Raw genomic sequence first — 26,994 nt, forward strand, 5'->3', positions numbered from 1 at the left:
TTTAAGGCACCTCTATCTCGTTCACTATCTTGTGTACAATATCCTCTGAAGTAACATTTTCTGCCTCGGCCTCATAGGTAATTCCTATTCTATGGCGAAGAACATCCATAACCACCGCACGCACGTCTTCCGGAATTACATATCCACGACGTTTTATAAATGCATAACACTTTGCAGCCCGTGCCAGATTAATACTTCCCCTTGGCGAAGCACCAAAACTAATTAGCGGTTTCAGGTCTTTTAAATTATATTTTTCAGGGGTTCTGGTGGCGAAAATAATATCGAGAATATACTTTTCAATTTTTTCATCCATATAAACTTCCCTAACAGCCTGCTGCGCACGCAAAATTTGCTCAATGCTTACCACGGGGTTTACCTTTGGAAACTCTCCTCGTAAATTGGCACGCATAATCAACTGCTCATCGTTAATTTCGGGATAATTTATAACTGTTTTTAGCATAAAACGGTCTACCTGCGCTTCGGGTAAAGGATAAGTTCCTTCCTGCTCTACCGGGTTTTGCGTGGCCATTACTAAAAATGGTTTGTCTAAAATAAAGGTCTCTTCCCCAATGGTCACCTGCTTTTCCTGCATAGCTTCCAGCAAAGCTGATTGTACTTTGGCGGGAGCCCTGTTAATCTCATCTGCCAGGACAAAATTTGCAAAAATGGGTCCTTTTTTAATACTGAAATCATTCAGCTTCATATTATAGATCATAGTCCCCACAACATCTGCCGGCAAAAGATCTGGTGTAAACTGAATTCTACTAAAACTACCATGAACGGCCTGGGAAAGTGTATTAATGGCCAGGGTTTTTGCCAAACCGGGAACACCCTCAAGCAAAATGTGACCCTGCCCTAACAAACCAATAAGCAAGCGCTCCATCATATGCTTTTGCCCTACTATTACCTTATTTACTTCGGCATTTAGTAAATCTACAAAAGCACTCTCCCTCTCAATTTTTTCGTTTAAACTTGCAATATCTACAGAGGCGTTGTTATCTATCATTTTATTCGTATTAAAGACCTTGAATTCGTGGCCGCAAATTGGAAAATTATTAGCGTATAGGCTGTTAATGTATGGTTAAAAAACAAAAAAGCGGCCTTTTACAGCCGCTCTTTTTTTATATGGGAATTATTTTAATTATTCCAAATAAATTGTTTCAAGATCTACTGCAGTATTTTCTTCTACCTTAACATTATCTATATCTTTAATTTCCAGACCGGTTTCAGCTCCTGGAGTTACAGTTACCTTATAAGTTCCTGCCGGAACCCCGTGTAACACAAAATTTCCAGATTCATCTGTATACGCTGAAATGGTATAGCTTGCATTCTGGGCTTTTACCAAAGATTTTGTTTCATTAGGATGTACTTCACCCATAATAGAACCGGTATTAGCCATAGCCATCATTCTTATTACTGGTTTTAGACTATAACCCCCGTTTCCTTGCTTCACCACAGATTCATCTACATCAAAATCCAAAAGATACTCATAACTCTCTCCGGGCTCAAGCTCTTGCTCTACCTTTAATTTTAAACCAGACTGTTGTGCGCTTGGAGTAGCCATAGGAGTTTCCTCTCCATCTATTACTACAGCATTATCAGGTCCTAAAATTAATCTTACCTGATCAAGGTAACCTGCCGGAATTTCTACATCGGCTATTAATTGAGATACTCCTCCGGTTAATTGCAAAAGATCATAACGACCTGCTTCTACATTAGCAAGGCTTTCCCATTCTGCCTCTTCTTCACCAACAAGAGCTTCCGTTTTAATCATTACATCCTGCACATCTACCCAAACCTGGTCATAGTCTCCGGGAGCATCTGTCATTCTAAGTGTTAACTGAGCATTTCCTTCTTCTACTACATTTTCATCATCATCATTACAGCTTGTAAATCCAAAAGCAACTACTGCTGCAAGCAATAAGCTTTTTAACTTTAGGTTCTTCATCGTTCTTTTCATAAATAGGTTTATTATTTGTTTAAAGAGCAGAACGCAGCATTTTAGTATAAATTTTACGATAGATCTTAGATTAATTAAATTTAACAAGATTTTAAATTGCATATCTAAGCCTAAGCTACTTACTTGTAGACACTTTAGTATCTAGAAAAAAAACTTATGAAAACGGCATTAATAACTGGAGCAACTAGCGGTATAGGAAAAGCTACAGCGCGTGTATTTGCAAGAGAAGGAATTAACCTTATTCTTTGTGGAAGAAGAGAAGAGCGACTAGCCTCATTAAAAAATGAATTATCAAAAAGAGTGGCGGTGTACACGCTTTGTTTTGATGTTCGGGATAAGGAAGTTGTTTTAGAAAAGATCAATAGCCTTCCAGAAAAATTTCAAAAAATAGATATTCTTATCAATAATGCCGGAAATGCGCACGGTTTGAACCCCATCCAGGATGGAAATATAGAAGACTGGGATGCGATGCTGGATATTAACGTAAAAGGCTTGCTATATGTTAGTAAAGCGATTTTCACAAGAATGATAAGTCAGGGTTCTGGACATATTATTAATATAGGTTCTACCGCCGGGAAGGAGGTTTATCCTAATGGTAATGTTTATTGTGCCAGTAAATATGCCGTAGACGCGCTAAACCACGCAATGCGTATAGACCTCAACAAACACAAGATTAGGGTTGGTGCTGTAAACCCAGGACTCACAGAAACTGAATTCAGCGAAGTTAGATTTAAAGGTGATATAGAAAAAGCCAAAAGTGTTTACGAAGGTTTTCAAGCCTTACGCCCGGAAGATATAGCTGATATTATTCGATTTGTGGTCACCAGACCTTATCACGTGAATATTGCAGATTTAGTAGTCATGCCAACCGCGCAGGCGAATAGCGTTACGGTGAATAAAGAATGACATTTCTTATTATTTATTTCTATTAATATTTTGAATATGGCACATTTTGAAACTTAATATTATTAGAAAATCGAGTAAACTACCTCGGGGCAAGCTTACGAGGCATTCGTTGGAAACAAATTTTTAATTTCGAAGCAAGCGTCGGGGTATTACACCCTTTGGCGGTGCCAATAAAAATAGAAAATAACTAAATAGAGATTTCCGCCTTCGCGGAAATGACAAAGTTATCATGATTAACAAACGGCTTTTAATAAAAAACCTACTCGCACATAATGACGAGAACAGCTTTTACGACAAAAAGCTGAAGCTCAATATTGGCGAGAGGGAAGGCAAAGCCAAGTTTTTAAAACACGTTTGTGCACTTTCTAATTCCAATCCCGAAAACAATTCTTATATCGTTATTGGAGTGCAGGATGAAGACAATAGTATTGTGGGCACCGATTTTTTTGACGATAGTAAAATTCAGAATCTCATAAATGCATATTTAAGTAATCCGCCTTTAATTTCTTATGAAAATATTCCTTTTCCGCATTTACCCGGCAATCTCGTTGTGGGCCTGGTAAGTATTAGACCAAATCACGGGAAAATATGTTCGCTTAAAAAGAACATCTGGAAGTATTATGGCGGTTCGGTTTTCTTTAGGGATGGAAGCATTAGTATGCCTAAAGTTTTTGGTGTGGAGATTACCGATATGAATTCAGAAATAGTGAATTCCATAGAAAAACACTCCCATAACAATATTGAGTTAACGCTAGATGGGGTTTTCGATTTTCTTCGGAAAAGAAAAGATTATAACGCTACTTATAAAGTTTTTAAAGAATATTTTGTGGTTTGCTGGGCAGGTAAAAAGATGAACGCACAACACGAAACTTTTTATTCCAGGGTAGATATAGAATTGATTAATGAACAGGTTAAATTGTTTTACTCAGATATGGACCAGGTAAGTATAAGCCTGACTGATGAAGAGTTTAAAATCCTGGAATATGTACAGTTGGGCTTACACGATAAATATAAGTTTTATCCCCTGGAAGAAGTGACCATTAGTTTTAAAGATAGTGTGAGTTATGATATTGAAAGTAAATTGTTATTTGAACCGCCAAAATTCGACAAAAAAACGCTTTATCATATTTATAACATAAACAGCAAGTTGGTGGAAAGGCTAATAAAGAAGCTTCCGTTAGACAAACAACAGAAAAAAGACCTTAAAAATTTACCTTCAACTTATTTACTTTGCTATTTAAATAACTTTGAACAAGCCATAGACAAACTGGAGGAAGCAAAACCATATTTAAAAGAATACAGCCAGGAAGTTTATAATTATTATAAAGAAAGTATGCGAATTTTAAGAAAAGTAAAATACAATTAATATGGGCCGAAGCATTGCCATTGGAGACATTCACGGCGGATTAAAAGCTTTAATACAACTCCTTGAAAAAATAGAGGTTACTCCAGAAGATAAACTTATATTCCTGGGAGATTATGTAGACGGCTGGAGCGATTCAGCCAATGTGGTTTCATACCTCATAGACCTCGCCAAACAAAATACCTGTATTTTCTTACGCGGAAATCATGACGATCTTACGCATCGTTGGTTAGCTACCGGGGAACTCAACGAGAAATGGCTGGAACACGGCGGGCAATCCAGTATTGATGCTTATAGAAACTTTTCTTCAGATGAAATAGAAACACATCTCAGGTTTTATAACCAGATGCTAGATTATTATATAGATAATAAAAACAGACTTTTTGTACACGCGGGTTTTACCAATCAACACGGCCCCGATCAGGAATATCACAATACAGGTTTCTATTGGGATAGAACCTTATGGGAAATGGCTATCTCACTGGATAAGTCAATTAAACCTAATGACACAAATTACCCAAAACGACTTCAAATTTTTGATGAAATCTTTATAGGGCATACTCCGGTGACCAGAATCGGTGAAAGTATGCCCATAAGAAGAGCTAATATCTGGAATTTAGATACTGGCGCAGCTTTTAGAGGAAAATTATCTGCCATGGAGGTAAATACAAAGGAAATTTGGCAAAGTGAGCCTGTTTTTAAACTCTATCCCAGCGAAAATGGCAGAAATTAAGACGAATTTACCACAAAATGCCTTTTGTATTTTTATCTTTGTTATTCTAGGATTTTGAACTTTATTTGTGTTTCAAAATTTTAAATAGCATATTTTAAACACAATTCTTACTTAAGAGTTGACTAATACCAGCAGAATTTTTTAGATTTCTGCTTCAAAACAAACTAAAATGGCCCTCGACAATATTAGATTAGAAGTAATGAATACCGTTGAAAAACAGGTAGACGGTTTCATTGAAAAATATCTTATTCCCGTAGAAGATATTTGGCAACCCACAGATCTTCTTCCAAATTTACAGGGAGAAAATTATATGGACGAACTTACCCAGATTAGGGAAGAAGCAAAAGAACTTGAATACGATTTTTGGGTAGTTTTAGTCGCAGATATGGTTACCGAAGAAGCACTACCAACTTATGAGTCCTGGCTTATGGACATGGAAGGTGTAAAACAACACGGAAAAAGCCAGGGAGAGGAAAATTCCTGGTCTAAGTGGGTTCGCCATTGGACGGGAGAAGAAAATCGCCACGGGGATACACTTAATAAATATCTTTATCTATCTGGAAGGGTAAATATGCGTGAGATTGAAAAAACAACGCAATATTTAATAAACGATGGTTTTGATATTGGTACAGGTCGTGATCCCTATAAAAACTTTGTATATACCAGTTTCCAGGAATTAGCTACTAATATTTCACACAAACGTGTAGGCCAGTTAGCTAAAAAGAAAGGCAATAAAATGCTTGGAAAAATGTGTAATATCATCGCCGGGGACGAAATGAGACATTACATGGCTTATCGAGAATTTGTAAAAACAATTTTTGAGCACGATCCCAGTGAGATGATGTTGGCTTTTCATGATATGATGAAGAGAAAGATTGTTATGCCAGCTCAATTTTTACGTGAAAGCGGGCAGGGTATTGCTGAAGCCTTTGAAAACTTTTCAAACGCAGCACAAAGACTTGGCGTTTACACCACTTACGACTATATAGAAATCCTTGAAAAATTAAACGCTTATTGGGAAATAGATAAAATGCGCTCTCTAACCGATGAAGCCGAGAAAGCAAGAGATTACTTAATGAAGTTACCAGACCGAATGCGAAGAATTGCAGGAAGAATGGCAATCCCTGAAGACCAACATATCTTTAAATGGGTGGAAGCCAACGGAAGACTATAATCACTGAAAAATATTATAAAATAGAGGTTGTTTGAAAAGTTTGCTCCGTCAAGCTGAACTCGTTTCAGCTTCTAACATGTTATTTAATTATCAACATATTAGATCCTGAAATAAATTCAGGATGACGATTTTATAACTTTTCAAACAGCCTCTTTTTATTGAGCTATTATAATTAGATCTAAGCACGATCTCCCTTCCAAACTTGATAAGAGATCAAATCTTTTTCTATTAGGTTAAGGCAGAACGCAATTACTGCCGCATCGTCAAGATAACCAACTATTGGAATAAAATCTGGAATGAGATCTATTGGTGAAAGTACATATAGCAATGCTCCTCCAATAGCTGCAACTACATTAAAAGGAACTTCTCTATAATTTCCATTTGCATAATCCCTTAACAGATTAAAAAGTAATTGAGCATCATCTACATACCGCTGTAGCTTTCCTTTACTTTCAAATTTAGATTTTATCTCTTCTTCATCTTCCAGAACATCATTTACATTTTCCTCTTCAAAGTTTTCCTGGCGCTTTTGATGTTCCTTTTTTATGGTTTCGTCATCGATTTTACTCATCGTTCATTTTTTTTGATGCCCACAAAATATAAAAATATTATTAAGGTATAATTAGGGAAATGCTAAATTCTAAGAAAAAAGAAACCTCACAGATTTTTAAAAACTGTGAGGTTATTTTGGTTTATAATTCCAATCAGGCTTCCTTCGTCATTCTGTCCCGAAGCTTCGGGATTATTTCAGAATCTAAGTCATTTTTAGTACATATTAGACCCTGAAACGAGTTTAGGGTGACGGCAATAACTTTTCAAAAAGTCCCTGGAAATCCTTACAAATCAAATTTAATCCCTTGTGCCAAAGGCAACTCGGTAGTATAATTAATAGTATTGGTTTGGCGTCGCATATAAACTTTCCAGGCATCAGAACCAGATTCTCTTCCGCCTCCGGTTTCTTTTTCACCGCCAAAAGCACCGCCAATTTCAGCACCGGAAGTTCCTATATTTACATTGGCAATCCCGCAATCTGAACCTTCTACCGAAAGAAAACGTTCGGCTTCTCTTAAATTGTTGGTCATTATTGCTGAAGAAAGCCCCTGCACTACCCCATTTTGTAATTCCAGGGCGTTAGAAACATCTCCCGAATATTTCATAATATAAAGTACCGGCGCAAAAGTTTCGTGCTGTACAATCTTAAAATCGTTTTTTGCTTCGGCAATGGCCGGTTTTACATAGCATCCGCTTTCGTAGCCTTCGCCTTCCAAAACGCCACCTTCAACTAAGATATTTCCACCTTCTTCCACCACTTTATCTAGAGCACTTTGATAATTTTTTACCGCATCTTTATCGATAAGCGGCCCCACATGATTATTTTCATCTAATGGGTTTCCAATACGCAATTGCTTATACGCTTTTACAATAGCATCTTTTACTTTATCGTAAATAGATTCGTGAATAATCAATCTTCGGGTAGAAGTACAACGCTGTCCACAGGTTCCTACGGCTCCAAACACAGCCCCGATTACCGTATTTTTAATATCGGCATCTGGCGTTACGATTATGGCGTTATTTCCTCCTAATTCAAGAAGAGATTTTCCTAATCTTGCGGCAACTGCCTGGGCAACTATTTTTCCCATTCTAATAGAACCGGTAGCCGAAATTAAAGGCACTCGTTTATCGTTGGTCATTATTTCACCTATTTTATAATCTCCGGTGATTAATGAAGAAATCCCTTCCGGAACATTATTTTCAGCAAAAACGCGTGCAGCAATATTCTGGCAGGCCACAGAAGTTAATGGAGTTTTCTCTGATCCTTTCCAAATACAAGCATCACCACAAACCCAGGCTAAAGCCGTATTCCACGACCAAACCGCTACGGGAAAGTTAAATGCCGAAATAATTCCAACCACACCAAGTGGGTGGTATTGCTCGTACATTCTATGCCCGGGACGTTCAGAATGCATGGTTAAACCGTGCAACTGCCGGGAAAGTCCAACTGCAAAATCGCAGATATCTATCATCTCCTGCACTTCTCCCAAACCTTCCTGGTAAGATTTTCCCATCTCGTAGGAAACCAATTTTCCCAATGGTTCTTTTAATCTTCTTAATTCGTCATTAAACTGCCGAACTACTTCGCCTCGTTGAGGTGCCGGCCAGGTGCGCCATTCTTTAAAACCTGCGGTGGCAGTAGTAATCACTTTTTCGTAATCTTCTTTGGTAGTGGTCTTTACTTTTCCAATTAGCGCACCATCTACAGGAGAGTAAGATTCAATTACGTCACCACTACTAAAAAAATCTTTCCCGGTAGAAGTACCATTATTCGTTTCCTGTAAACCAAGATCCTTTAAAGCCTGTTTAATTCCGAATTTCTCTGCTATTTCACTCATTAATTTGTAATTTTTATCTGTTCTTTTGTGTGTTTCCTGCTAAAATAACAAATTTTTATACTATTCTGTGCCAATCACAAATCTTTCATCTACAGGCATAACTTCCCCGCAATTATCGCAAGTACGCAAATTTTTACTTCCGTAGAAATGCTTAAAATGCTTTAAAAAATCTTTCTCTATATCATTTAAAGGAAAATAAACTTCGTACAACTTATGGTTACAATTATCACAAAACCATAAAAGCCCATCTTTTCCTTCAAGGTGTATGCGTTTTCGCTCTACTACAATGCCAATAGACCCTTCTTTTCTAACTGGAGAATGTGGTACTTTCCCCGGATGCATATACATATCTCCCGGGCCCAATTGCATCGTTTTTTTCTTACCGTCTTCCTGAATATGCACTTCTATTTCACCTTCCAACTGATAAAAAAGCTCCTCTGTCTCATTATAATGATAATCTTTGCGTGCATTTGGCCCTGCAACTACCATCACAATATAATCTTCAGATTCTTTATAAAGATTTCGGTTACCAACCGGGGGCTTAAGCGATTCTCGATTTTGCTCAATCCATTTATTTAGGTTAAAAGGTTTATTTACTGCCATGATTTCACAATTATATTCCTTAAAACTACAACTTAAAGTGGAAAGAAAAAGGCGATTCTCTTATCTTTTTGGGCGCCTTCACGGGCTATACGCTGCAATTCCTCGTCGCCTCATTGGCGCCTGCGGGATTTACGCTGCTATCCCTGGCGCAAATTCAATAATTTATACAAATGCTTATCTTCGAGAGAAAATCACTCGTTATATGAAAAAATTATTCCTTTTATTCAGCTTATCACTCTTTTTAGCCTGTAATACTTCGGCTGAAAAAGAAACCAAAACAAATCAAACCACAGAAACCGAAAAAGCACAGGATTCCGTAGGAAATTTCGGAATTGTAATTCACGGGGGTGCCGGTACCATTCTTAAAGAAAATATGAGCGATTCTCTGGAAAACGCCTATAAAGCCAAACTGGAGGAAGCTGTTAGAACGGGACACGAAATCCTGGCCAATGGCGGAACTGCTATTGAAGCCGTACAAAGAACTATAAATATCATGGAAAATTCCCCACTTTTCAACGCCGGGAAAGGAGCCGTTTTTACCAACGAAGGAAAAAATGAGTTGGATGCTTCTATTATGGATGGACAAACTTTAAATGCCGGCGCAGTATCTGGTGTTACTACGGTTAAAAATCCAATCAACCTGGCCTGGGAAGTAATGGAAAATTCAGAACACGTGATGCTTTCCGGAAAAGGAGCAGAACAATTTGCCAGGGAACGCGATTTAGAAATTGTAGATCCTGAATATTTCTATACTGAAAACCGATTTAAAAGTTTAGAACGCTTAAAAGAAAGAAATTCAGAAAAAACAGAGCTTGATCACGATGGCAAAACCGCTTTTGTAGATCCTTTTATAAAAGATTCAAAATTTGGTACCGTAGGTTGTGCCGCCTTAGATAAGAACGGAAACCTGGCAGCAGGAACCTCAACCGGCGGGATGACCAATAAAAAATGGGGCCGTATAGGCGATGCTCCAATAATTGGCGCCGGTACTTATGCCAACAACAAAACCGCAGCGATCTCAGCCACGGGCTGGGGCGAGTTTTTTATACGAGGTGTGGTCGCTTATGATATTTCTGCACTAATGGAATATAAAAAAATGAGTCTTGCCGAGGCTGCAAAAGAAGTGATCCAGAATAAAAATCCAGATCTTGGTGGTAGTGGTGGGATTATCGCTATAGACCACCAGGGAAATGTTTCTATGGAATTTAATACCGCAGGAATGTACCGCGCAAAAATGAATAAAAGCGGTGAATTAGAAATAGGAATTTATAGCAAATTGTGATAAACTTTCTACAAAGCTTTTAAAATCGTGATCCTGAAATAAATTCAGGATCACGATTTTGATAAGCAAATTTCATGTTAGAAGCTGAAACGAGTTCAGCTTAAAGACAGCCAACTTTTTAGACAGCCACTTTCTTTTAACGGAAATTTAAATATTGTTAGTTCGGAATCTTCAGAACTAACCCTACTTTTGCACGTTATTCTAAAATCATAGAAAAATGAAAAACAGGGTCTGCTTTCTTCTATTAATAATTTTCACTTTTACTATGAGTGAAGCTTATTCTCAAAGATTATCCCGAGAAAAGATAAATGATACTTTAGAAAAAATGCCCGTGTTTTCTATACATAAAGATAATTATTTTGTTACCGGCATTTCCACAAGCGAGGAGATCTCATCAGAAACTGCAGATGCCAAATATCAAATTAGTTTTAAAGCACTACTTACCCGAAATACTTTACCATTTGATACTCACTTGTTTCTCACCTATACTCAAAAGGCATTTTGGAATATTTACAAATTCTCAAGTCCCTTTCAGGAGATCAACTTTAAACCGGGTATTGCTCTTGGTAAACCCATTTATAACCGTAAAAATCATTTAGCGGGAATGGCATATTTACAAGTGGAACACGAATCTAATGGACGGGACAGTATATATTCCAGAAGCTGGAATAGAATTTCCCTGGGGTATCACACTGCTTTAAGTAAAAAAATTCTTTTAAGTGTTAAAGCCTGGATTCCTTTTAAATACAAAAAGGATAATCCAGATTTATTGGAGTATGTGGGCTATGGGAAATTAAATCTTACTTATAATTTTATTCCCAATAAGCTACTTCTAGATCTTATGTTGCTAAAAGGCACTAAAGATTGGAATGGTACCGTACGTACACGCTTAATGTATAAACCTTTTAATTCTTCTAATATTTATTTAATGATGGAGTGGTTCAAAGGAAACTCTGAAAGTCTTCTCAATTATGAAGAAAATCGGAGTATGATTCGTGCCGGGTTTGTACTAAAATCTGATGAACTTAATTTCCTGAAATCATTACCAGACGTGCTTTAACAAATATTTAAACCTACACAGTTCTGTTTATTCGGAACCAAACATTAATTTCGCGGCTTCAAAAGAAAAGAATGAATAAACCAGACTTAGAAAAAGAAAAAACCCGCCTTATTGAAAAACTGGGCGTTCAGTTTGAAAAAGAATATCAATTAGCGCCAGTGGCCGCAAGAATCTTTGCAACCGCTATAGTTGTAGGCAAGAAGGGGATTACTTTCGATCAATTGGTGATGGATTTAAATGCGGGGAAAAGTACGGTATCTACTCATTTAGAACATCTACAAGCTACAAATAAAATAGAGTATTATACCAAAACGGGAGACCGTAAACGCTATTTTATAGTAAAGCCAGATCTCATGGAAAACCATATTGATGAGATGACGGCCAAATGGGAAGCGCAAAGATGCATTCATAAAGAAGTGCTTGAATATAAAATACAAAGTAACGAATTGAACAAAGAAGATCCCCCTTTTGACCTGGAGTTCCAAAAAAGTTTGCTCGACTTTCTCGATGAGGCAACAGCAGCAGTAAATAAGTTAAAGAAAAATATAAACAACAATTAATTACATAACAATAGCAATGAAAAGGATAATCTATTTTAGTCTATTTATAATAAGCACTGCAGTTTTCACTTCGTGCTCAGAAAGCAAAAAAGGGCAACAATCTCAAAGGGCGCAAGGCCCACAACCTTTCCCGGTACTCGAGGTACCTACCAGAACGGTTACTGGTTATACTTCCTACCCAACAAGTATTGAGGGTATTGTTAATAGTGAAGTACGGGCTAAAGTATCGGGTTATGTTACCAATGTTTTGGTTGATGCAGGTGAAAAAGTAAAGAAAGGACAGCTACTCTTTAAACTAGAAACCGAATCTTTATCTGGCGATGCCGAAGCCGCAAAGGCAAATGTAAATGCAGCACGTGTTGAAGTTGAAAAACTAAAACCCCTGGTTGAAAAAGATATTATTAGCGAGGTACAACTGGAAACAGCAAAAGCAAAGCTTTCACAGGCAGAAGCAAATTACAACAGTATTGCAGCTAGTATAGGTTATGCTAATATTAAAAGTCCGGTAGATGGTTATGTAGGAAACATCAATTTTAGAAATGGTGCCTTAGTTTCACCCGGGGATCCCACACCACTTACCACGGTCTCACAAACAGATGAGGTTTATGCTTTCTTTTCTATGAACGAGAAAGACTTTCTAAGTTTTATGAATAGTACCGAAGCTAATACTATGGAGGAAAAAATAAAAAATCTTCCTGAAATTGATTTGATACTGGCCAACGGAAATGAATATGAAAAGAAAGGAACTATAGAAACAATTTCGGGGGAAATAAATCAGCAAACCGGTACTGTAAGCTTTCGGGCTAAATTTGATAATCGCAAAGGTTTACTTAGAAACGGAAGTAGCGGGACAGTTAAAATACCAAATGTATATGAAGATGCATTAATAGTCCCTACCCTTTCTACTTTTGAACAACAGGGGAAAACTTTTGTTTACAAAGTGAAAGCAGATTCAAGCCTGGTAGCTTCTTCTTTAAATATTATTGCAGAAATAAATAAGATTTATGTAGTGAATAATGGCGTAGAAAAAGGAACTACTATTCTAGCCAAAGGAGCTAATAAAGTAAAACCGGGTACTAAAATAAAGCCACAACCTATCGCCTTAGATAGTATTGTTAATTCCTTCAACACAGTTTTTAAATAAAAAGCTATGCTAAAAACCTTTATAGAACGTCCTGTATTATCTACGGTAATATCTATTATCATTGTGATTTTAGGTATTTTAGGACTATCAGAATTACCGGTAACTCAATATCCAGATATTGCACCACCTACCGTACAGGTAAATGCCTCATATCCCGGGGCCAATGCAGAAACCATACTTGAAAGTGTAGTGGTGCCTATTGAAGAGCAAATTAACGGGGTAGAAGGAATGACATACCTTACTTCCAGCGCCAGTAACAATGGTAGCGCAAGCATTACAGTATTCTTTGAACAGGGCTACGACCCAGATATCGCAGCGGTAAACGTCCAAAACCGGGTTTCCCGAGCAAATGCGGTGTTACCCGATGAAGTTATTCGGGCAGGAGTTATCACCACCAAAAGACAAAACTCAGCGCTGTTATATGCCGGCTTATACTCTACCAATCCAGATTATGATGATACGTTTATTCAGAATTATTTAAATATTAACGTAAAACCAGAACTACAACGTATTAATGGTGTAGGTGAGGTTAATGTATTTGGAGGAAAGGATTACGCCATGCGTGTTTGGTTAGATCCCGCTAAAATGGCAAACTACGGTTTGGTTCCCCGAGACGTAACCGCTGCCATAGGAGAACAAAGTTTAGAAGCAGCTGCAGGCGCTTTAGGCCAAAACGCCGGGGAATCTTTTGAATATGTTTTAAAATATAAAGGCCGTTATAAAACTGCTGAGGAATATGAAAATATTATTATTTCTGCCCAGGACAACGGTCAGTTTCTAAGAGTAAAAGATGTTGGAACTGTAGAATTGGATGCATTCTCCTATTCTTCACTTTCCAGGTCTAAAGGGCAACCTGCTATTAGTTTTGGTGTTTTTCAAACTCCGGGTTCAAATGCTCAGGAAGTTATTGAAGAAATTTACACAAAACTGGATGATCTAAAAGAGGATTTTCCAGAAGGTGTAGATTATATTATTAACTATGACACCAATAAATTCTTAACTGCATCTATAGGAAAAGTAAAAACCACTTTAATTGAAGCATTTTTACTGGTTTTCTTAGTGGTATTTATATTTCTTCAGGATTTTAGATCTACTTTAATCCCCGCCATTGCCGTACCTGTTTCAATTATTGGAACATTTTTCTTCCTCGGGGTTTTAGGCTACTCTGTTAACTTGCTTACCTTATTCGCCCTTGTACTGGCCATTGGAATTGTGGTAGATGATGCTATTGTGGTGGTAGAGGCAGTGCATGCTAAGCTGGAAGAAGGTGCAGAAAGTGCAAAAAAGGCATCAGTTTCAGCTATGAGCGAGATCGCGGGAGCTATTGTTTCCATTACGTTGGTAATGGCAGCGGTTTTTATTCCTATTACTTTTATCCAGGGACCCTCTGGAGTGTTTTACGAACAATTTGGGGTTACGCTTATTGTTGCGATATTAATTTCAGCAGTAAACGCGCTAACACTAAGTCCGGCGTTATGTGCACTATTCTTAAAACCACATTCAGAAGAAGAAAAAAAGAAAAACTTTTTACAAAGGTTTTACAGTGCTTTTAATGCAGGGTTTAAAGCTACAACCAGAAAATATACAAGCTCATTAGGCTTTTTAGTAAGACACAAATGGATTACATTTTTAATCCTCGCAATTGCTGCGGCAGGTATATTCTGGGCAGATAGTTCTATTCCTAAAGGTTTTGTTCCCACCGAAGACCGGGGAGTAATTTTCGTGAATGCTGAGCTTCCTCCAGGCTCTTCTCTAGACCGTTCCTATGAGGTTTCGCAAACGCTTTATGATCAAATGGAAAGCGTAGAAGGTGTTCGTACCGCTACGGTTATTGCCGGGCGTAACTTTTTCTCTGGTGCAGGTAGTTCTAATGCTATGGGCTTTATTATTCTGGAAGACTGGGAAGACAGAGAAACAGATGCAACTTCGGTAGAAGGAATTATCGCTCAGCTTAATAAAAAGGCTGCCTCTATCAATGACGCTAAGATTATTTATTTCACTCCGCCCAGTGTTCCCGGGTTTGGTAGTGCAGATGGTTTTGAGATGCAATTGGTAGATAGAACATCTGGTGAGCTAAAAGCTTTAGATGAAACTGCAACCCAGTTTGTAGGGAATCTAATGCAGCGACCTGAGATCGCTTTTGCCTCTAATCCTTTCAGTACAAACTATCCGCAGTTACAAATGGATATTGATGTGCCTAAGGCAAAAGAAGCCGGAGTAAGCATCAGTGACATTTTAAGTACCCTACAGGGTTATATTGGAGGTATTTATACTGCTAACTTTAGCCGATTTGGAAAACAATATCGGGTTTTTGTACAGGCGTTACCGGAAGACAGGGTAGATAAGGAAAGTCTTAATAGTATGTTTCTTAAAACTCCTAGCGGAGAAATGGCACCGGTTTCACAATTCGTTACTTTAGAGCGAATCTATGGGCCACAAACCGTAACACGTTTCAATCTTTTTAATGCGGTAACATTAACCGGTTCTTCTGCTCCTGGTTATAGTTCTGGAGATGCTATTACGGCAATTCAGCAAACGGCAGAACAGAGTTTGCCTAACGAGTATGATATAGCTTTCTCGGGGCTTACCCGGGAAGAAATAGCTTCCTCAGGACAGGCGGGAATAATATTCCTTTTAAGTATTGTATTTGTATACTTTTTGTTGGCAGCGCAGTACGAAAGTTATCTTCTACCATTTTCGGTAATACTGTCATTACCAATTGGAGTTGCGGGAGCATATTTCACAACCTGGATGGCAGGTTTGCAAAATAATATCTACTTCCAGATAGCACTCATAATGTTGATAGGTTTACTGGCAAAAAACGCTATTCTTATTGTAGAGTTTGCCATACAGCGCCGTAAAGAAGGTATGCCTTTAACCGAGGCAGCAATAGACGGGGCACGTGTTAGATTACGACCCATTTTAATGACTTCCTTCGCCTTTATTTTAGGCTTAACTCCTTTGGTACTTGCCACAGGTGTAGGAGCTGAAGGTAACAGGTCTATTGGTACCGGAGCCGCAGGTGGATTGTTAATTGGTACCCTTGTGGGTGTTTTTGTAATTCCTATTCTTTATATCATATTCCAATGGTTACAAGAAAAAATTTCGGGAGCTCCAGAAGCAGCACAAACAGAAAATAAATCAATTTCTGAAAAAGTATAAAAATGAGAAAAAATAGAATATATAAGTTGTTGCTTGCAGGAGCCGTACCATTTCTACTGGTTTCCTGCTTTGCAGCCAAAGAATATGAACGTCCTGAATTGGATGAAATTTCAGAAGAACTTTATAGAACAGATAATCTTCCGCAGGATTCTTTAAATATGGCGGCGGTTTCCTGGAAGGAAATTTTCACCGATCCTATTCTGAAAAACCATATTGAAGAAGGACTGGAGAATAATATTGATATTAGAATTGCTATCCAGCAAATGTTGGCAGCAGAAGCGTATGTAAAGCAGGGAAAAGCAAGCTATTTTCCAACTTTAAGCGCAGGACCGTCTGTAAGCCACCAAATATTGTCTAGAAACAGCCAATTTGGGTCCTTTTTTAATGGAAATATCACTCAATATGATGTTACTGGAAATCTTTCGTGGGAAGCAGATATATGGGGAAAAATAAGAAGTAACGATCGCGCTTTTACCGCGGCTTATTTGCAAAGTGAAGCAGCACACAAAGCGGTAAAAACCCAGCTTATTGCGAATATAGCCAGTAACTACTACCAGTTACTTGCGCTGGATGAACAACTTAGAATTGCTGAACAAACTCTTGAAAACAGGAAGAGCAGCCTGGAAACTACCGAAGCTTTAAAAGAGGCGGGAAATGTTACCGAAGTTGGTGTACAACAAACCAAAGCCCAACTGTATACAGCCGAAGCTTTAGTGGTACAGCTTAAAAATCAAATTCGTTTACTCGAAAATTCTTTCGCAATCCTGATGGGTGAAGGTCCACAGGAAATTAAACGAACCGAGTTAGCTAAGCAGAGCATTAACACGCCACTTAATAGCGGTGTGCCATCTCAACTACTTAGAAATCGGCCAGATGTGATTGCTGCAGAATATAGGCTCATAAATGCATTTGAGCTTACCAATGCTGCACGGGCAAATTTCTACCCTTCTCTTACACTAACCGCTTCAGGAGGTTTCCAGAGTTTGGAGTTAGATAAACTATTAAATGCAAATTCTCTCTTTGCTAATTTGGGAGCGTCTTTATTGCAACCTATTATTAATAAAAGGCAAATAAGAACGCAGTATGAAGTTTCACAGGCACAACAGCAAGAAGCTTTATTAAACTTTAAACAAGCTATCCTGGTAGCCGGAAGGGAGGTTGCTGATGCGCTTTCTACATATAATGCCAGTACAGCACGTATTGAAATACTAGGAAATGAATATGAAGCATATAATAAAGCTTCAGGATATTCAGAAGAACTGCTTAATAATGGTTTAGCGAATTATCTTGAGGTTTTAACTGCAAGAGAAAATGCACTAAACTCCAGGCTAAATTTAATTAATGCTGAATACAATCAATTAAACTCCATTGTAAATCTTTATAAAGCCCTTGGTGGAGGCTGGCAATAATTTTTTGAATTTTTGTTAATTGTTGAAAAGACAGTCACGAGATAAAATTTCGTGGCTGTTTTTTGTTGTAAAAACAATTTAGTTTCGACTAAAGCACGAAATTCAGTAACTTTAGAAAAGCTTAATTTAATTATTATGAAAAGTAATTTTAGCGAAATTATAAAGGATGATAAAGCCGTTTTGGTTGACTTTCATGCCGATTGGTGTGGGCCGTGTAAAACACTGGCTCCAATTCTAAAAGATGTAAAAGCCGAATTAGGCGATTCGGTAAAAATTGTCAAAATAGATGTAGATAAAAACCAGGAGTTGGCAGGAAAATACCAGGTTCGTGGCGTGCCTACAATGATTTTATTTAAAAACGGACAGCAACTTTGGAGACAATCTGGAGTTTTGCAAAAGGCCGAGATTATTGAAGTGATCAATTCTAAATCATAAATTAACAACTTCAAAAACAGTTTAAGAATTATTATTATTGAAAAATATAATTTGATTTCGAGGTATTCCGATGCTTCGAGACAGAGTATTTAATCTCGATTATCGAGTAAAGAAGTTCGTTCATTGCGAGACCAAAATCTATGGCTATCTATTTTAGAAAATATTATCTCACTGAAAATAGATTGCTTCACCCAAAAATGGGGTCGCAATGATGTATTTTAATTAGTATTTCACCTTCTACAGTTTATCGAGATCTGGCACTTTTAAATCTTCAATTGGCCATCCTGCAAGTTCGGCTCCGGCTTGATATGCGCTTTCCATAAAATTTAGTAAAGCTTTTTTGGGGTTTTCTTCTTTTCTAAGATTGGCATAAGTTAGTATAGCCATTGGGCTGCCGTTATTCATTTCCCAACTTGCAGATTTAGGTTGAAGGGCTTGATTTTCCAAACCCTCAGGATTTGGAAAAGTATAGGAATAAAATGCAGGCTCCTGCACTTTGTTATCACCCGGCCAAAAACCGAAGCTTATACATTCGTGAGTATAAGCATCTTTATCTGACAGTCTGGCCTCAGCAGGCATTTTTGGAGCTTTTTTGCCCGAAAATCTGGTGACGGCAAGATCCATAGAATGCCAGTATAAATGCACCGGACAGGTTTTTCCGTAAAACCTGCCGCCAAATTCTTTAAAAACTCCGTCTGCCCATAACAGGGTTTTCCAAAGTCTTTCAGCATACGATTTATTATAATGATGAATTTCAGAAATGTCTGAAAATTTCTTATCAATGCCCAGATCAAAAGGCTTATCTACAATATTTACGTCTATTTTCAGCGTTTTTAGAATCGTAAAAACTTCTGTATAAAAATCGGAAACGCTTAAACCATTTTCGAGTTTTACAAGCTCAAAATCCCCTTCGCTTGTAGCTATTTCCAGTTGATGTTCAATAAAATTAAAATCTATAGAAAAACTGCTAAACCCATTATTAAAAGGAATAGCGCCGGTGGTAAACCCCTGTTGATTGAGGTAATGAGTTATGTACCACCAGTGATTTTTTCTTGGCGTTAGCTCCAACCTGATCTTTCCCACAACCTGCAAAAAAAGGTGAAGTGTGAGTTTCTCTTTTTCGAAACCTACATATCTTAAATCGGGAAGTGAGACTTTTTCCATAATTATTGAATTTAAAATTAGGCAAGCACTTCCTGAAATTCAGGTGTTTTTTCTATCACGCTTTTAGCAAAAGGACATAGCGGAATCACTTTTAATTTATTTTCCTTTGCAAAATCTACAGTTGCTTTTACCATCTTTTTCCCAACGCCTTTCCCTTTAAATTCCGGATCAACTTCGGTGTGATCTATTATAAATTTATTTTTTCCCGCCCAGGTATACTCTATTTTCCCGGCTTGTGCTTCGTCTTCTAAAACTTGAAAAAAACCTTTGGTAACTTCATCAATTTGCTCAATCTTCATAATTCAAATATTTAAAATTTCTGTTTGCTTAGCTCTAGTTAAGTTTTCCTCCTTTTGCGGTCCACCAGGGATTAACTTCAACTTCCAGCCTACCCGCTTTTACCATTGGATCCTGCCTGGCCAAACTGTCGGCTTCTTTCAGTGTAGCAGTATTATAGACCGCAATTCCACGAATATCGCCGTCGCCGCCAAATGGCCCTATTAAACTGGCATAACCTTCTTCAGCCATCCGGCTTAAATAGGCCAAATGCTCCTTTTGTAAACGTGCTGCTTCTGTAGAATCCTGACTTCTATTTGCTCCACTTTTTAGAAATACCATATAATATTGTTGCATCAAATAAGTGGTGTCTCCGTCTTTAAATCTAAAAGTTTGATAGCCATTTTCTTTTAAATTATTTTCTACGGAATCTATATTAAATTCAGATTTCTCTACCACAGCTTTTTCAGGACGCGGTAAACCTCTTTTCTGTTCTGGAATATCTTTACAGGAAATTAATAATAGAGGAAAAGCGAGTATAAAAATTAGTTTTTTCATTCTTTAGAATTACCAGTTTTTAAAAGGGTTTTTGCTTAGTTGTGAATTGTAATATTTTACTTGCCCGGTTACTTCCTGCCCCAGCCAATTTGGCTTTTTAAAAGTATCGGTTTCTTTATTGAGTTCTATTTCTGCTACAATTAAGCCTTTATTTTCTCCATAAAATTCATCAATTTCAAATACAAAATCTCCTGCTTTTACCAAATACCGGGTTTTCTCTATAATCCCTGGTTCACAAAGCTCAAATAGCGCTTTGGCTTCATTTATATCAATTTCCTTTTCCCACTCAAATCGGGATAATCCGTTTTTTGAAGATTTCCCTTTAATGGTTAAAAAAGCTTTATCACCGGTAATCCTTAAACGAACAGTTCGTTCAGGATCAGTATTTAAAAATCCTTGTTTTATATGGATATTCTTAAAAGCTTCCTTTTTAAAATCGGCTGAAACCACAAGGTATTTACGTTCAATTTCCTGCATCTAATTATTATGTGCTATGTTTTTAATTTCATCTGAAGGGATCCTTTGTACGTCCAACTCGGGTGAATTGGCAATGGCTACCATCGCTTTGGCAATACTTTCAGCTGAAATAGATTTGTATTTTCGCAAAGTTCCAAGAAAAAAAGGATTGATGAAATTCAGCATTATTTTTCCTACTTTTTCAAAACTGCGGCTCTCCTTCCGCTCGCCGGTAATAAGAGAAGGTTGTAAAATATAAGTATGTTTAATTTCCTGTTCTAAAACCTCCTTTTCCATTTTCCCCTTGGTACGGTTATAAAATACGCGGCTATTAGGGTTGGCGCCTAGCGCAGAAACCACAAGAAAAGTATCTATATTATTTTCTTTACAAAGTTTCGCGGCAGCAATGGGAATTCCGCGGTCTATATTGGTATAGGTTTCGTGATCTGGAGTTTTACTTTTAGTGGTGCCTACGCAACAAAAAACCTCATCTGCAGTAAACTTATCTTTGTGTTCTTCCAGTTTAAAAAGGTCAATTAAATGTTCCTCTATTTTAGGATGTTCCATTTTCACCGCATTTCTTGAGAAGAGTTTGATCTTTTCATACCTCTCGTCTTCCAATAATTGCTGAAGTAATATCCCACCGGTAAGGCCGGTAGCTCCTAAAATTATAGCTGTTTTTGGCATTATCTTTTATTTTTTTTATCGGTTAATAATTGTTTAAATCAACAATATTAGCTTGCAGTAAATAATATAATCAAAATAACCGGCATCACTATGAACCGTAACTAAATTTTAAGAAAGCTTACATAATTTAGGGTTTACAAAGCTTTTGGAGTTGACCTCATATTAATCCTTAACACAAAAGAATTCGCCATCCAGTTAATTTTTAAAAAAAAGAGATCTTCGGCCTGCGCCTTTGTCTTGGCAAGAATTGTCATCTTTGCAATAAAAGCGAATCAACTGGAACCTGACTTTGGATGAAGGGATCCCGGCCTGCGCCGGGATTAGTGAAACTATTCAATTTGCCTGCGCCTTTGTCTTGGCAAATTGAAGTTTCACTAACTTTGTAAAGTGAATCAAGAACTTCCTCTTCGTAAAATCATTCATATAGATATGGATGCGTTCTATGCCTCAGTTGAGCAATTAGACAATCCCGAATTACGCGGTAAGGCCATTGCAGTTGGCGGTAGTTCAGAAAGAGGTGTTGTTAGCGCAGCCAGCTACGAAGCCCGTAAATACGGCGTAAAAAGCGCTATGAGCAGCGTGATTGCCAAACGCAATTGCCCACATCTAATATTTGTAAAAACTCGTTTTGACCGTTACCGTGAAATCTCACAACGCATAAGGGAAATATTTTATGAATATACCGACCTGGTGGAGCCGCTTTCTTTAGACGAAGCCTACCTGGACGTTACCGAAAATAAAAAGGGAAATCCCAGTGCAAGCCTTATTGCGAAAGAAATACGAGAGAAGATTAAAGAAAAAACTGGTTTAAATGCTTCAGCAGGGATTTCTATTAATAAGTTTATCGCAAAGATTGCCAGTGATTTTAATAAGCCCAACGGACAAAAAACGGTAAATCCTGAAGAAGTCGAATCCTTTTTAGAGGTTTTGGATATCAGGAAATTTCACGGGGTTGGAAAAGTGACAGCCGAAAAAATGTATATGCTCGGTATTTTTACCGGAAAAGATCTAAAAACCAAAAGACTGGATTATCTAACTGAAAAATTCGGGAAAAGCGGCGCTCATTATTTTAATGTGGTTCGCGGCATTCATTTAAGTGAAGTTAAACCAAACCGAATACGAAAATCGCTTGGTGCCGAACGTACCTTTAATGAAAATATCTCTTCGGAGATCTTTATGCTGGAAAGGCTGGAAAACATCGCCGAAGAAATAGAACGCCGACTTAAAAAAAACAAGGTTGCCGGTAAAACTATTACCCTAAAGATTAAGTATAGTAATTTTACCCAACAAACCCGCAGCAAGACCGTTTCATTTTATATTTCCAGCAAAGAATTAATCCTTGAAAACGCTAAAGAATTATTATACCAGGAAAAAATGAAAGATTCGGTAAGGCTACTGGGCATTTCACTGTCCAATTTAAATACTGATAAAAACGAAAAGAAATCAAAAGCGGAAAAGGAAATTGAAGTACAGTTGAAGTTAGAATTTTGAAGTAGAAACTTTTTATTTTTAGATCCCCGATAAAGAATCGGGGCAGGCTCTGAAACAAGTTCAGGATAGCATTTTTTAAATAAAAAAGCCACGAATTCACTAAAATTAGCGTGTTCGTGGCTTACTATTTATAAAAATATAAGTTATTCTATTTCAGAAACCCTTAAAGTATTTACCATACCTTTTTCACCAATTGGCATCGCTGCCAAATTAATGGTAAAATCTCCGATTTCAACGAATTTTTTCTCTTTCGCAATTCGGTTAATGTCATCAATAGTCTCATCGGTACTCACAAACTTATCATAATGAAAGGCTTTTACACCCCAAAGCAAACTAAGCTGCGATAAGATTCTATTATTAGATGTAAACACTAGAATATGTGCCTCTGGTCTCCAGGCAGAAATCTGGAATGCAGTATAACCACTATTGGTTAAAGTACAAATTGCCTTAGCTTTAATTTCGTTGGCCATATGGGCTGCGTGGTAACAAACTGCTTTTGTGATGTAGCGTTTGGTACGCACGTGTGGCGGATCGTGAGGAACTTTAATCAATGGTGAGTTTTCTACAGATACTAAAATCTGGGCCATTTTCTCAATTACCTGAACTGGATACTGCCCTACCGAAGTTTCTCCACTAAGCATTACCGCATCTGCACCATCCATAACTGAGTTAGCCACGTCATTTACCTCTGCCCTGGTTGGAGTAAGGCTTGTGATCATGGTTTCCATCATTTGGGTAGCAATAATTACCGGAATTCTAGCTTTTTTAGCAGTGAGTACCAATTTCTTTTGAATAAGTGGAACTTCCTGAGCAGGAATTTCTACTCCTAAATCTCCACGAGCCACCATTAAACCATCGCAGTATGCAACAATTTTATCGATGTTAGCCACACCTTCTGGCTTTTCTATCTTGGCTATAATCGGAATTTTATATTCGCTATGCTTCTTAATTAAATCCTGAAGCTCTTTCAAATCTTCGGCGTGACGCACAAAAGAAAGCGCCATCCAGTCTACCTGCATCTCACAAGCAAAAATTGCATCTTTCACATCTTTTTCAGTCAAAGCAGGAAGCGAAATATTGGTATTTGGAAGGTTTACCCCTTTTTTAGATTTTAAAGGTCCACCTTGAATAACACGGGTTTTAACTTCATCTGTTTTATTAGAACTTACTACCTCAAAAATAAGTTTTCCGTCGTCTAAAAGAATACGCTCTCCCGCCGAAACATCTTGCGGAAAAGTTTCGTAATTCATATAAACACGTTCTGCAGTTCCTTTAAATTCTTTACCGGTTGCAAAAACAATTTCATCACCTTCGGCTACAACCACTTCATCTTTCATCACCCCAACGCGAAGTTTTGGGCCTTGTAGGTCTCCTAAAATAGCTGCATTGTAGCCTTTTTCTTTATTTAGGTCCCTAATCATTTGAATGCGTTCCCTAACATCATCATAATTGGCATGGGAAAAATTGATTCTAAAAACATTTACTCCGGCCTGGAGCATTTTATCTAAAGTTTCTTTGGAACTAGTTGCCGGCCCAAGGGTAGCAACAATTTTAGTCTTTTTATTTGTTGGCATTATTCAAAAATTAAATTTTGTTTGGATTTTAGTAAATCTGTGTCAATTTTATAAACTGCTCTAACCGGAGGTATTTGGCTTATAGCATTAACAAGTAAATTGAGGTCTTTTTGATTAAGCTCTTCATCAATTTTAAGAAAGAAATCAACCTTCTTATATTCAGGCACCAGGTTTACCTGTAAGGGTCTAACTTCTTCTTCTTCAAATAAAGAACCAGAACTTAATACTTTTTTGGATTCTCCTTTAAATTTATTGGCTACCAGATGATAAGACCTAAAATTCTTCAAATCTTTAAAAGAATAATGGGCGTAAAAGGCCTTAACCAATTTATGGTTAAAATCTAAGTCCCTACGTTCTCTCTTTAATTGAAGTTTAAGATACTTATTTAGTAAATAAGCCATCCTATATTCTTCTAAATCACCATAAAGTGCAATTAATCCAAAATCGTCTTCCTCAACATCTTCAAGCAGCGTTTTATGCAATTGCATAGCTTTCAATTTAAGGTTAAAGATAAGATAAGATTGAGAAAAATGAAGCGTTATCACTTCAAAACTTCATATTTATATACGAAAACGTTATAGTATGGGGTGATTTCACAATTTCAGGTGATCTTAGATTGTAGCGCATAATAGGCTCTTTTTGCCGTTTTTTCCTCCGCTTTCTTTTTTGATGTGGCTCTGGCCTTTGCCACAACTTTATCATCCAACCGCAGTTTTACCGCAAAATGTTTAACCTCATCATTTCCAGTATCTTCGTACACCTCAAAGTCAAATTCCCGCTTCTCTTTTTGGCACCATTCTATAAAAAGGCTTTTGTAACTTATTACCCGCCCCTCTAATTGCTCTATATCAACATAGGGTTCTATGACTCGCTCGTAAATAAAACGTTTACAATATTTATACCCCCTGTCAAGATAAATTGCGCCTATTAGAGCCTCAAATAAATTCCCATGAATATTAGAGCCAAATTGGTTTTTAGGAATATTAGTTTGCACGTGATCTATTAGCTTAAGGTCTTTACCAAGTTCATTTAAATGCTTCCGGCTAACCACTTTAGAGCGCATTTTGGTAAGATACCCCTCATTTCCGCCAGGAGCAGCTTTGAAGAGATGGGAGGCGATAACCGCACTTAACATAGCATCTCCTAAAAATTCAAGTCGCTCAAAACTTATAGCGTTACCTTTTTCATCTTTAATATTAAGAGAACGATGGGTAAATGCCTTTTCGTAATGTAGTAGATTCTTGGGTTTAAAACCCAGAATTTTATATAAAACCGAAAAAAAATTCCCGCCTTTACCAGAACGGGAATTTAATATATTTCGAATAACGCCCATAATACATTTGGTTATTCATCATACTTTTTAAATAAAACACAAGCATTGTGTCCTCCAAATCCAAACGTGTTACTCATAACAACTTTCACATCGCGTTTTTGAGCTTTGTTTAAAGTAAGGTTCAATTCAGGATCAATGTTCTCATCTTTATGTTCGTGGTTAATAGTAGGTGGTACTATTCCATGCTTCATAGACAAAATTGCTGAAATAGCTTCTATAGCTCCCGCAGCACCGAGCAAATGGCCGGTCATTGATTTTGTTGAATTAATGTTTATTGTTTTGGCATGTTCACCAAAAACCTTGCTTATCGCCTTCAATTCAGCAACATCCCCTAATGGAGTAGAAGTTCCATGTGTGTTTATGGCATCTACGTCTTCGGGCTTCATTTCTGCATTCCTTAGACAGTTTTCCATAACTGCAACAACTCCGTTTCCTTCAGGATGAGGCGCCGTCATATGGTAAGCATCAGAAGATAAACCTCCTCCAAGTACTTCAGCATAAATTTTGGCTCCCCTGGCTTTTGCGTGCTCATACTCTTCAAGAATAAGAGCTCCACTACCTTCTCCTAAAACAAAACCATCCCGTGTAGCATCAAAAGGTCTTGATGCTGTTTCTGGATTATCGTTTTGGGTAGAAAGGGCATGCATGGCATTAAAACCACCCATACCAGCCATAGTTACCGCTGCTTCAGAACCTCCGGAAACAATAATATCACTATGTCCCAGCCTAATATTATTTAAGGCATCTATCATGGCATTAGCCGCAGATGCACAAGCTGAAACAGTAGTATAATTTGCTCCCATAAACCCGTGACGAATAGAGATATTACCAGGAGCAATATCAGCAATCATCTTTGGAATAAAGAAAGGATTAAACCTTGGGGTACCATCTCCGGTAGCAAAGTTTATTACCTCGTTCTGAAAAGTTTCCAATCCGCCAATTCCGGCCCCCCATATTACACCAACTCGATACTTATCTACGGTATCCAGGTTGATGCCGGAATCTTTTATGGCTTCGTCTGAAGCTACAATGGCATATTGGGCAAACCTGTCCAGCCTTCTTACTTCCTTGCGATCAAAGAAGTCCAGCGGGTCAAAGTTTTTGAGTTCACAAGCGAATTTGGTTTTGAATTTTTCAGTATCGAAATAGGTAATAGGTGCACCACCACTTTTTCCAGCTACCAAAGCATCCCAATATTCTTCAATATTGTTACCAATGGGGGTTAGGGCTCCCAAGCCCGTTACTACAACTCGCTTTAACTCCATATGGTCTAT

Annotated in this window: 26 protein-coding genes; 12 read left to right on the forward strand and 14 right to left on the reverse strand. The window is 37.6% G+C overall.

Annotated features, from left to right (window positions below):
- Position 1: 1 nt before the first annotated feature.
- Positions 2 to 1,006, reverse strand: a complete 1,005-nt coding sequence (locus B5X51_RS06285) for an AAA family ATPase (RefSeq protein ID WP_079720112.1) — start codon at positions 1,004 to 1,006, stop codon at positions 2 to 4.
- A gap of 135 nt (positions 1,007 to 1,141) precedes the next feature.
- A complete protein-coding gene (locus B5X51_RS06290; RefSeq protein WP_079720114.1) occupies positions 1,142 to 1,960 on the reverse strand; it encodes a DUF4382 domain-containing protein in 819 nt (272 codons plus the stop codon).
- Positions 1,961 to 2,116: 156 nt separating this feature from the next.
- Between B5X51_RS06290 and B5X51_RS06295 the strand changes: the two genes are divergently transcribed.
- The 4 genes from B5X51_RS06295 (at position 2,117) to B5X51_RS06310 (ending at position 6,136) form a co-directional block, all read left to right on the forward strand.
- Complete coding sequence (locus B5X51_RS06295; RefSeq protein ID WP_079720115.1) at positions 2,117 to 2,866, forward strand: SDR family NAD(P)-dependent oxidoreductase; 750 nt, start codon at positions 2,117 to 2,119, stop codon at positions 2,864 to 2,866.
- A 229-nt stretch (positions 2,867 to 3,095) separates the two neighbouring features.
- Positions 3,096 to 4,232: an ATP-binding protein gene (locus B5X51_RS06300; RefSeq protein ID WP_079720117.1), complete on the forward strand. Its 1,137-nt coding sequence runs from the start codon at positions 3,096 to 3,098 to the stop codon at positions 4,230 to 4,232.
- Position 4,233: 1 nt separating this feature from the next.
- Positions 4,234 to 4,962, forward strand: a complete 729-nt coding sequence (locus tag B5X51_RS06305; RefSeq protein ID WP_079720119.1) for a metallophosphoesterase family protein — start codon at positions 4,234 to 4,236, stop codon at positions 4,960 to 4,962.
- A gap of 169 nt (positions 4,963 to 5,131) precedes the next feature.
- The gene (locus B5X51_RS06310; RefSeq protein ID WP_079720120.1) at positions 5,132 to 6,136 is read left to right on the forward strand and encodes an acyl-ACP desaturase; all 1,005 of its coding nucleotides are present in this window, start codon (positions 5,132 to 5,134) and stop codon (positions 6,134 to 6,136) included.
- Between the two features lie 178 nt (positions 6,137 to 6,314).
- On the opposite strand, the gene B5X51_RS06315 is transcribed toward B5X51_RS06310, so the two are convergent.
- The 3 genes from B5X51_RS06315 to B5X51_RS06325 form a co-directional block, all read right to left on the reverse strand.
- Complete coding sequence (locus B5X51_RS06315; protein WP_079720121.1) at positions 6,315 to 6,707, reverse strand: YkvA family protein; 393 nt, start codon at positions 6,705 to 6,707, stop codon at positions 6,315 to 6,317.
- Between the two features lie 265 nt (positions 6,708 to 6,972).
- On the reverse strand, positions 6,973 to 8,526 hold the full coding sequence (gene amaB / locus B5X51_RS06320; protein ID WP_079720122.1) for an L-piperidine-6-carboxylate dehydrogenase: 1,554 nt from the start codon (positions 8,524 to 8,526) through the stop codon (positions 6,973 to 6,975).
- Positions 8,527 to 8,586: 60 nt separating this feature from the next.
- A complete protein-coding gene (locus B5X51_RS06325) occupies positions 8,587 to 9,129 on the reverse strand; it encodes a 3-hydroxyanthranilate 3,4-dioxygenase (protein ID WP_079720123.1) in 543 nt (180 codons plus the stop codon).
- A gap of 202 nt (positions 9,130 to 9,331) precedes the next feature.
- Here B5X51_RS06325 and B5X51_RS06330 point away from each other — a divergent pair, with 202 nt between their 5' ends.
- From B5X51_RS06330 to trxA, 7 genes are all read left to right on the forward strand, one after another.
- Positions 9,332 to 10,411 carry an isoaspartyl peptidase/L-asparaginase family protein gene (locus B5X51_RS06330; RefSeq protein ID WP_079720738.1) on the forward strand — a complete coding sequence of 360 codons (1,080 nt, stop codon included), beginning with the start codon at positions 9,332 to 9,334 and terminating at the stop codon, positions 10,409 to 10,411.
- Positions 10,412 to 10,628: 217 nt separating this feature from the next.
- Positions 10,629 to 11,471 carry a phospholipase A gene (locus B5X51_RS06335; protein ID WP_079720124.1) on the forward strand — a complete coding sequence of 281 codons (843 nt, stop codon included), beginning with the start codon at positions 10,629 to 10,631 and terminating at the stop codon, positions 11,469 to 11,471.
- Positions 11,472 to 11,542: 71 nt separating this feature from the next.
- Positions 11,543 to 12,031 carry a GbsR/MarR family transcriptional regulator gene (locus B5X51_RS06340; protein ID WP_079720125.1) on the forward strand — a complete coding sequence of 163 codons (489 nt, stop codon included), beginning with the start codon at positions 11,543 to 11,545 and terminating at the stop codon, positions 12,029 to 12,031.
- Positions 12,032 to 12,047: 16 nt separating this feature from the next.
- Complete coding sequence (locus B5X51_RS06345; protein ID WP_079720126.1) at positions 12,048 to 13,175, forward strand: efflux RND transporter periplasmic adaptor subunit; 1,128 nt, start codon at positions 12,048 to 12,050, stop codon at positions 13,173 to 13,175.
- A 6-nt stretch (positions 13,176 to 13,181) separates the two neighbouring features.
- On the forward strand, positions 13,182 to 16,337 hold the full coding sequence (locus B5X51_RS06350; RefSeq protein ID WP_079720127.1) for an efflux RND transporter permease subunit: 3,156 nt from the start codon (positions 13,182 to 13,184) through the stop codon (positions 16,335 to 16,337).
- Between the two features lie 2 nt (positions 16,338 to 16,339).
- Positions 16,340 to 17,746: an efflux transporter outer membrane subunit gene (locus B5X51_RS06355; RefSeq protein WP_079720128.1), complete on the forward strand. Its 1,407-nt coding sequence runs from the start codon at positions 16,340 to 16,342 to the stop codon at positions 17,744 to 17,746.
- 135 nt (positions 17,747 to 17,881) lie between these two features.
- Positions 17,882 to 18,181, forward strand: a complete 300-nt coding sequence (trxA, locus tag B5X51_RS06360; RefSeq protein WP_079720739.1) for a thioredoxin — start codon at positions 17,882 to 17,884, stop codon at positions 18,179 to 18,181.
- Between the two features lie 237 nt (positions 18,182 to 18,418).
- Here trxA and B5X51_RS06365 read toward each other — a convergent pair whose 3' ends face one another.
- Genes B5X51_RS06365 through B5X51_RS06385 form a run of 5 tightly spaced genes read right to left on the reverse strand, consistent with a single transcriptional unit; the run spans position 18,419 to position 21,322 of the window.
- Positions 18,419 to 19,345: a DUF5996 family protein gene (locus B5X51_RS06365; RefSeq protein ID WP_079720129.1), complete on the reverse strand. Its 927-nt coding sequence runs from the start codon at positions 19,343 to 19,345 to the stop codon at positions 18,419 to 18,421.
- A gap of 17 nt (positions 19,346 to 19,362) precedes the next feature.
- Positions 19,363 to 19,644 carry a GNAT family N-acetyltransferase gene (locus B5X51_RS06370; RefSeq protein ID WP_079720130.1) on the reverse strand — a complete coding sequence of 94 codons (282 nt, stop codon included), beginning with the start codon at positions 19,642 to 19,644 and terminating at the stop codon, positions 19,363 to 19,365.
- Positions 19,645 to 19,678: 34 nt separating this feature from the next.
- On the reverse strand, positions 19,679 to 20,179 hold the full coding sequence (locus B5X51_RS06375; RefSeq protein WP_079720131.1) for a YciI family protein: 501 nt from the start codon (positions 20,177 to 20,179) through the stop codon (positions 19,679 to 19,681).
- Positions 20,180 to 20,188: 9 nt separating this feature from the next.
- Positions 20,189 to 20,656, reverse strand: coding sequence for a CYTH domain-containing protein (locus tag B5X51_RS06380; protein WP_079720132.1), 468 nt, complete (start codon positions 20,654 to 20,656; stop codon positions 20,189 to 20,191).
- Positions 20,657 to 21,322, reverse strand: a complete 666-nt coding sequence (locus B5X51_RS06385; RefSeq protein ID WP_079720133.1) for an NAD(P)H-binding protein — start codon at positions 21,320 to 21,322, stop codon at positions 20,657 to 20,659.
- A 387-nt stretch (positions 21,323 to 21,709) separates the two neighbouring features.
- Here B5X51_RS06385 and dinB point away from each other — a divergent pair, with 387 nt between their 5' ends.
- A complete protein-coding gene (dinB, locus tag B5X51_RS06390) occupies positions 21,710 to 22,813 on the forward strand; it encodes a DNA polymerase IV (protein WP_079720134.1) in 1,104 nt (367 codons plus the stop codon).
- A gap of 143 nt (positions 22,814 to 22,956) precedes the next feature.
- Here dinB and pyk read toward each other — a convergent pair whose 3' ends face one another.
- The 4 genes from pyk to fabF form a co-directional block, all read right to left on the reverse strand.
- Entirely contained in the window at positions 22,957 to 24,387 is a 1,431-nt protein-coding gene (pyk, locus tag B5X51_RS06395; RefSeq protein ID WP_079720135.1) for a pyruvate kinase, read from the reverse strand.
- Positions 24,387 to 24,875 (reverse strand): IPExxxVDY family protein, encoded by a 489-nt coding sequence (locus tag B5X51_RS06400; RefSeq protein WP_079720136.1) that lies wholly within the window; start codon positions 24,873 to 24,875, stop codon positions 24,387 to 24,389. Before B5X51_RS06400 ends, pyk begins: the two co-directional genes overlap by 1 nt.
- Positions 24,876 to 24,988: 113 nt before the next feature.
- Entirely contained in the window at positions 24,989 to 25,720 is a 732-nt protein-coding gene (rnc, locus tag B5X51_RS06405) for a ribonuclease III (protein ID WP_079720137.1), read from the reverse strand.
- Between the two features lie 11 nt (positions 25,721 to 25,731).
- The gene (gene fabF / locus B5X51_RS06410) at positions 25,732 to 26,985 is read right to left on the reverse strand and encodes a beta-ketoacyl-ACP synthase II (RefSeq protein WP_079720138.1); all 1,254 of its coding nucleotides are present in this window, start codon (positions 26,983 to 26,985) and stop codon (positions 25,732 to 25,734) included.
- Positions 26,986 to 26,994: the final 9 nt, after the last annotated feature.

It is taken from the genome of Salegentibacter holothuriorum (assembly GCF_900168045.1).
GTDB lineage: Bacteria > Bacteroidota > Bacteroidia > Flavobacteriales > Flavobacteriaceae > Salegentibacter > Salegentibacter holothuriorum.

Bases quoted from the DNA above. Each gene is read 5' to 3' on its own strand.
- B5X51_RS06400 (WP_079720136.1), bottom strand. From the start codon at position 24,875: ATGCAATTGCATAAAACGCTGCTTGAAGATGTTGAGGAAGACGATTTT.
- B5X51_RS06345 (WP_079720126.1), top strand. From the start codon at position 12,048: ATGAAAAGGATAATCTATTTTAGTCTATTTATAATAAGCACTGCAGTT.
- pyk (WP_079720135.1), bottom strand. From the start codon at position 24,387: ATGCCAACAAATAAAAAGACTAAAATTGTTGCTACCCTTGGGCCGGCA.
- B5X51_RS06355 (WP_079720128.1), top strand. From the start codon at position 16,340: ATGAGAAAAAATAGAATATATAAGTTGTTGCTTGCAGGAGCCGTACCA.
- B5X51_RS06375 (WP_079720131.1), bottom strand. From the start codon at position 20,179: ATGAAAAAACTAATTTTTATACTCGCTTTTCCTCTATTATTAATTTCC.
- B5X51_RS06370 (WP_079720130.1), bottom strand. From the start codon at position 19,644: ATGAAGATTGAGCAAATTGATGAAGTTACCAAAGGTTTTTTTCAAGTT.
- B5X51_RS06310 (WP_079720120.1), top strand. From the start codon at position 5,132: ATGGCCCTCGACAATATTAGATTAGAAGTAATGAATACCGTTGAAAAA.
- B5X51_RS06300 (WP_079720117.1), top strand. From the start codon at position 3,096: ATGATTAACAAACGGCTTTTAATAAAAAACCTACTCGCACATAATGAC.
- amaB (WP_079720122.1), bottom strand. From the start codon at position 8,526: ATGAGTGAAATAGCAGAGAAATTCGGAATTAAACAGGCTTTAAAGGAT.
- rnc (WP_079720137.1), bottom strand. From the start codon at position 25,720: ATGGGCGTTATTCGAAATATATTAAATTCCCGTTCTGGTAAAGGCGGG.
- B5X51_RS06295 (WP_079720115.1), top strand. From the start codon at position 2,117: ATGAAAACGGCATTAATAACTGGAGCAACTAGCGGTATAGGAAAAGCT.
- B5X51_RS06305 (WP_079720119.1), top strand. From the start codon at position 4,234: ATGGGCCGAAGCATTGCCATTGGAGACATTCACGGCGGATTAAAAGCT.
- B5X51_RS06335 (WP_079720124.1), top strand. From the start codon at position 10,629: ATGAAAAACAGGGTCTGCTTTCTTCTATTAATAATTTTCACTTTTACT.
- B5X51_RS06350 (WP_079720127.1), top strand. From the start codon at position 13,182: ATGCTAAAAACCTTTATAGAACGTCCTGTATTATCTACGGTAATATCT.
- B5X51_RS06290 (WP_079720114.1), bottom strand. From the start codon at position 1,960: ATGAAAAGAACGATGAAGAACCTAAAGTTAAAAAGCTTATTGCTTGCA.
- B5X51_RS06285 (WP_079720112.1), bottom strand. From the start codon at position 1,006: ATGATAGATAACAACGCCTCTGTAGATATTGCAAGTTTAAACGAAAAA.
- fabF (WP_079720138.1), bottom strand. From the start codon at position 26,985: ATGGAGTTAAAGCGAGTTGTAGTAACGGGCTTGGGAGCCCTAACCCCC.
- B5X51_RS06325 (WP_079720123.1), bottom strand. From the start codon at position 9,129: ATGGCAGTAAATAAACCTTTTAACCTAAATAAATGGATTGAGCAAAAT.
- B5X51_RS06365 (WP_079720129.1), bottom strand. From the start codon at position 19,345: ATGGAAAAAGTCTCACTTCCCGATTTAAGATATGTAGGTTTCGAAAAA.
- B5X51_RS06315 (WP_079720121.1), bottom strand. From the start codon at position 6,707: ATGAGTAAAATCGATGACGAAACCATAAAAAAGGAACATCAAAAGCGC.
- B5X51_RS06380 (WP_079720132.1), bottom strand. From the start codon at position 20,656: ATGCAGGAAATTGAACGTAAATACCTTGTGGTTTCAGCCGATTTTAAA.
- B5X51_RS06340 (WP_079720125.1), top strand. From the start codon at position 11,543: ATGAATAAACCAGACTTAGAAAAAGAAAAAACCCGCCTTATTGAAAAA.
- B5X51_RS06330 (WP_079720738.1), top strand. From the start codon at position 9,332: ATGAAAAAATTATTCCTTTTATTCAGCTTATCACTCTTTTTAGCCTGT.
- B5X51_RS06385 (WP_079720133.1), bottom strand. From the start codon at position 21,322: ATGCCAAAAACAGCTATAATTTTAGGAGCTACCGGCCTTACCGGTGGG.
- trxA (WP_079720739.1), top strand. From the start codon at position 17,882: ATGAAAAGTAATTTTAGCGAAATTATAAAGGATGATAAAGCCGTTTTG.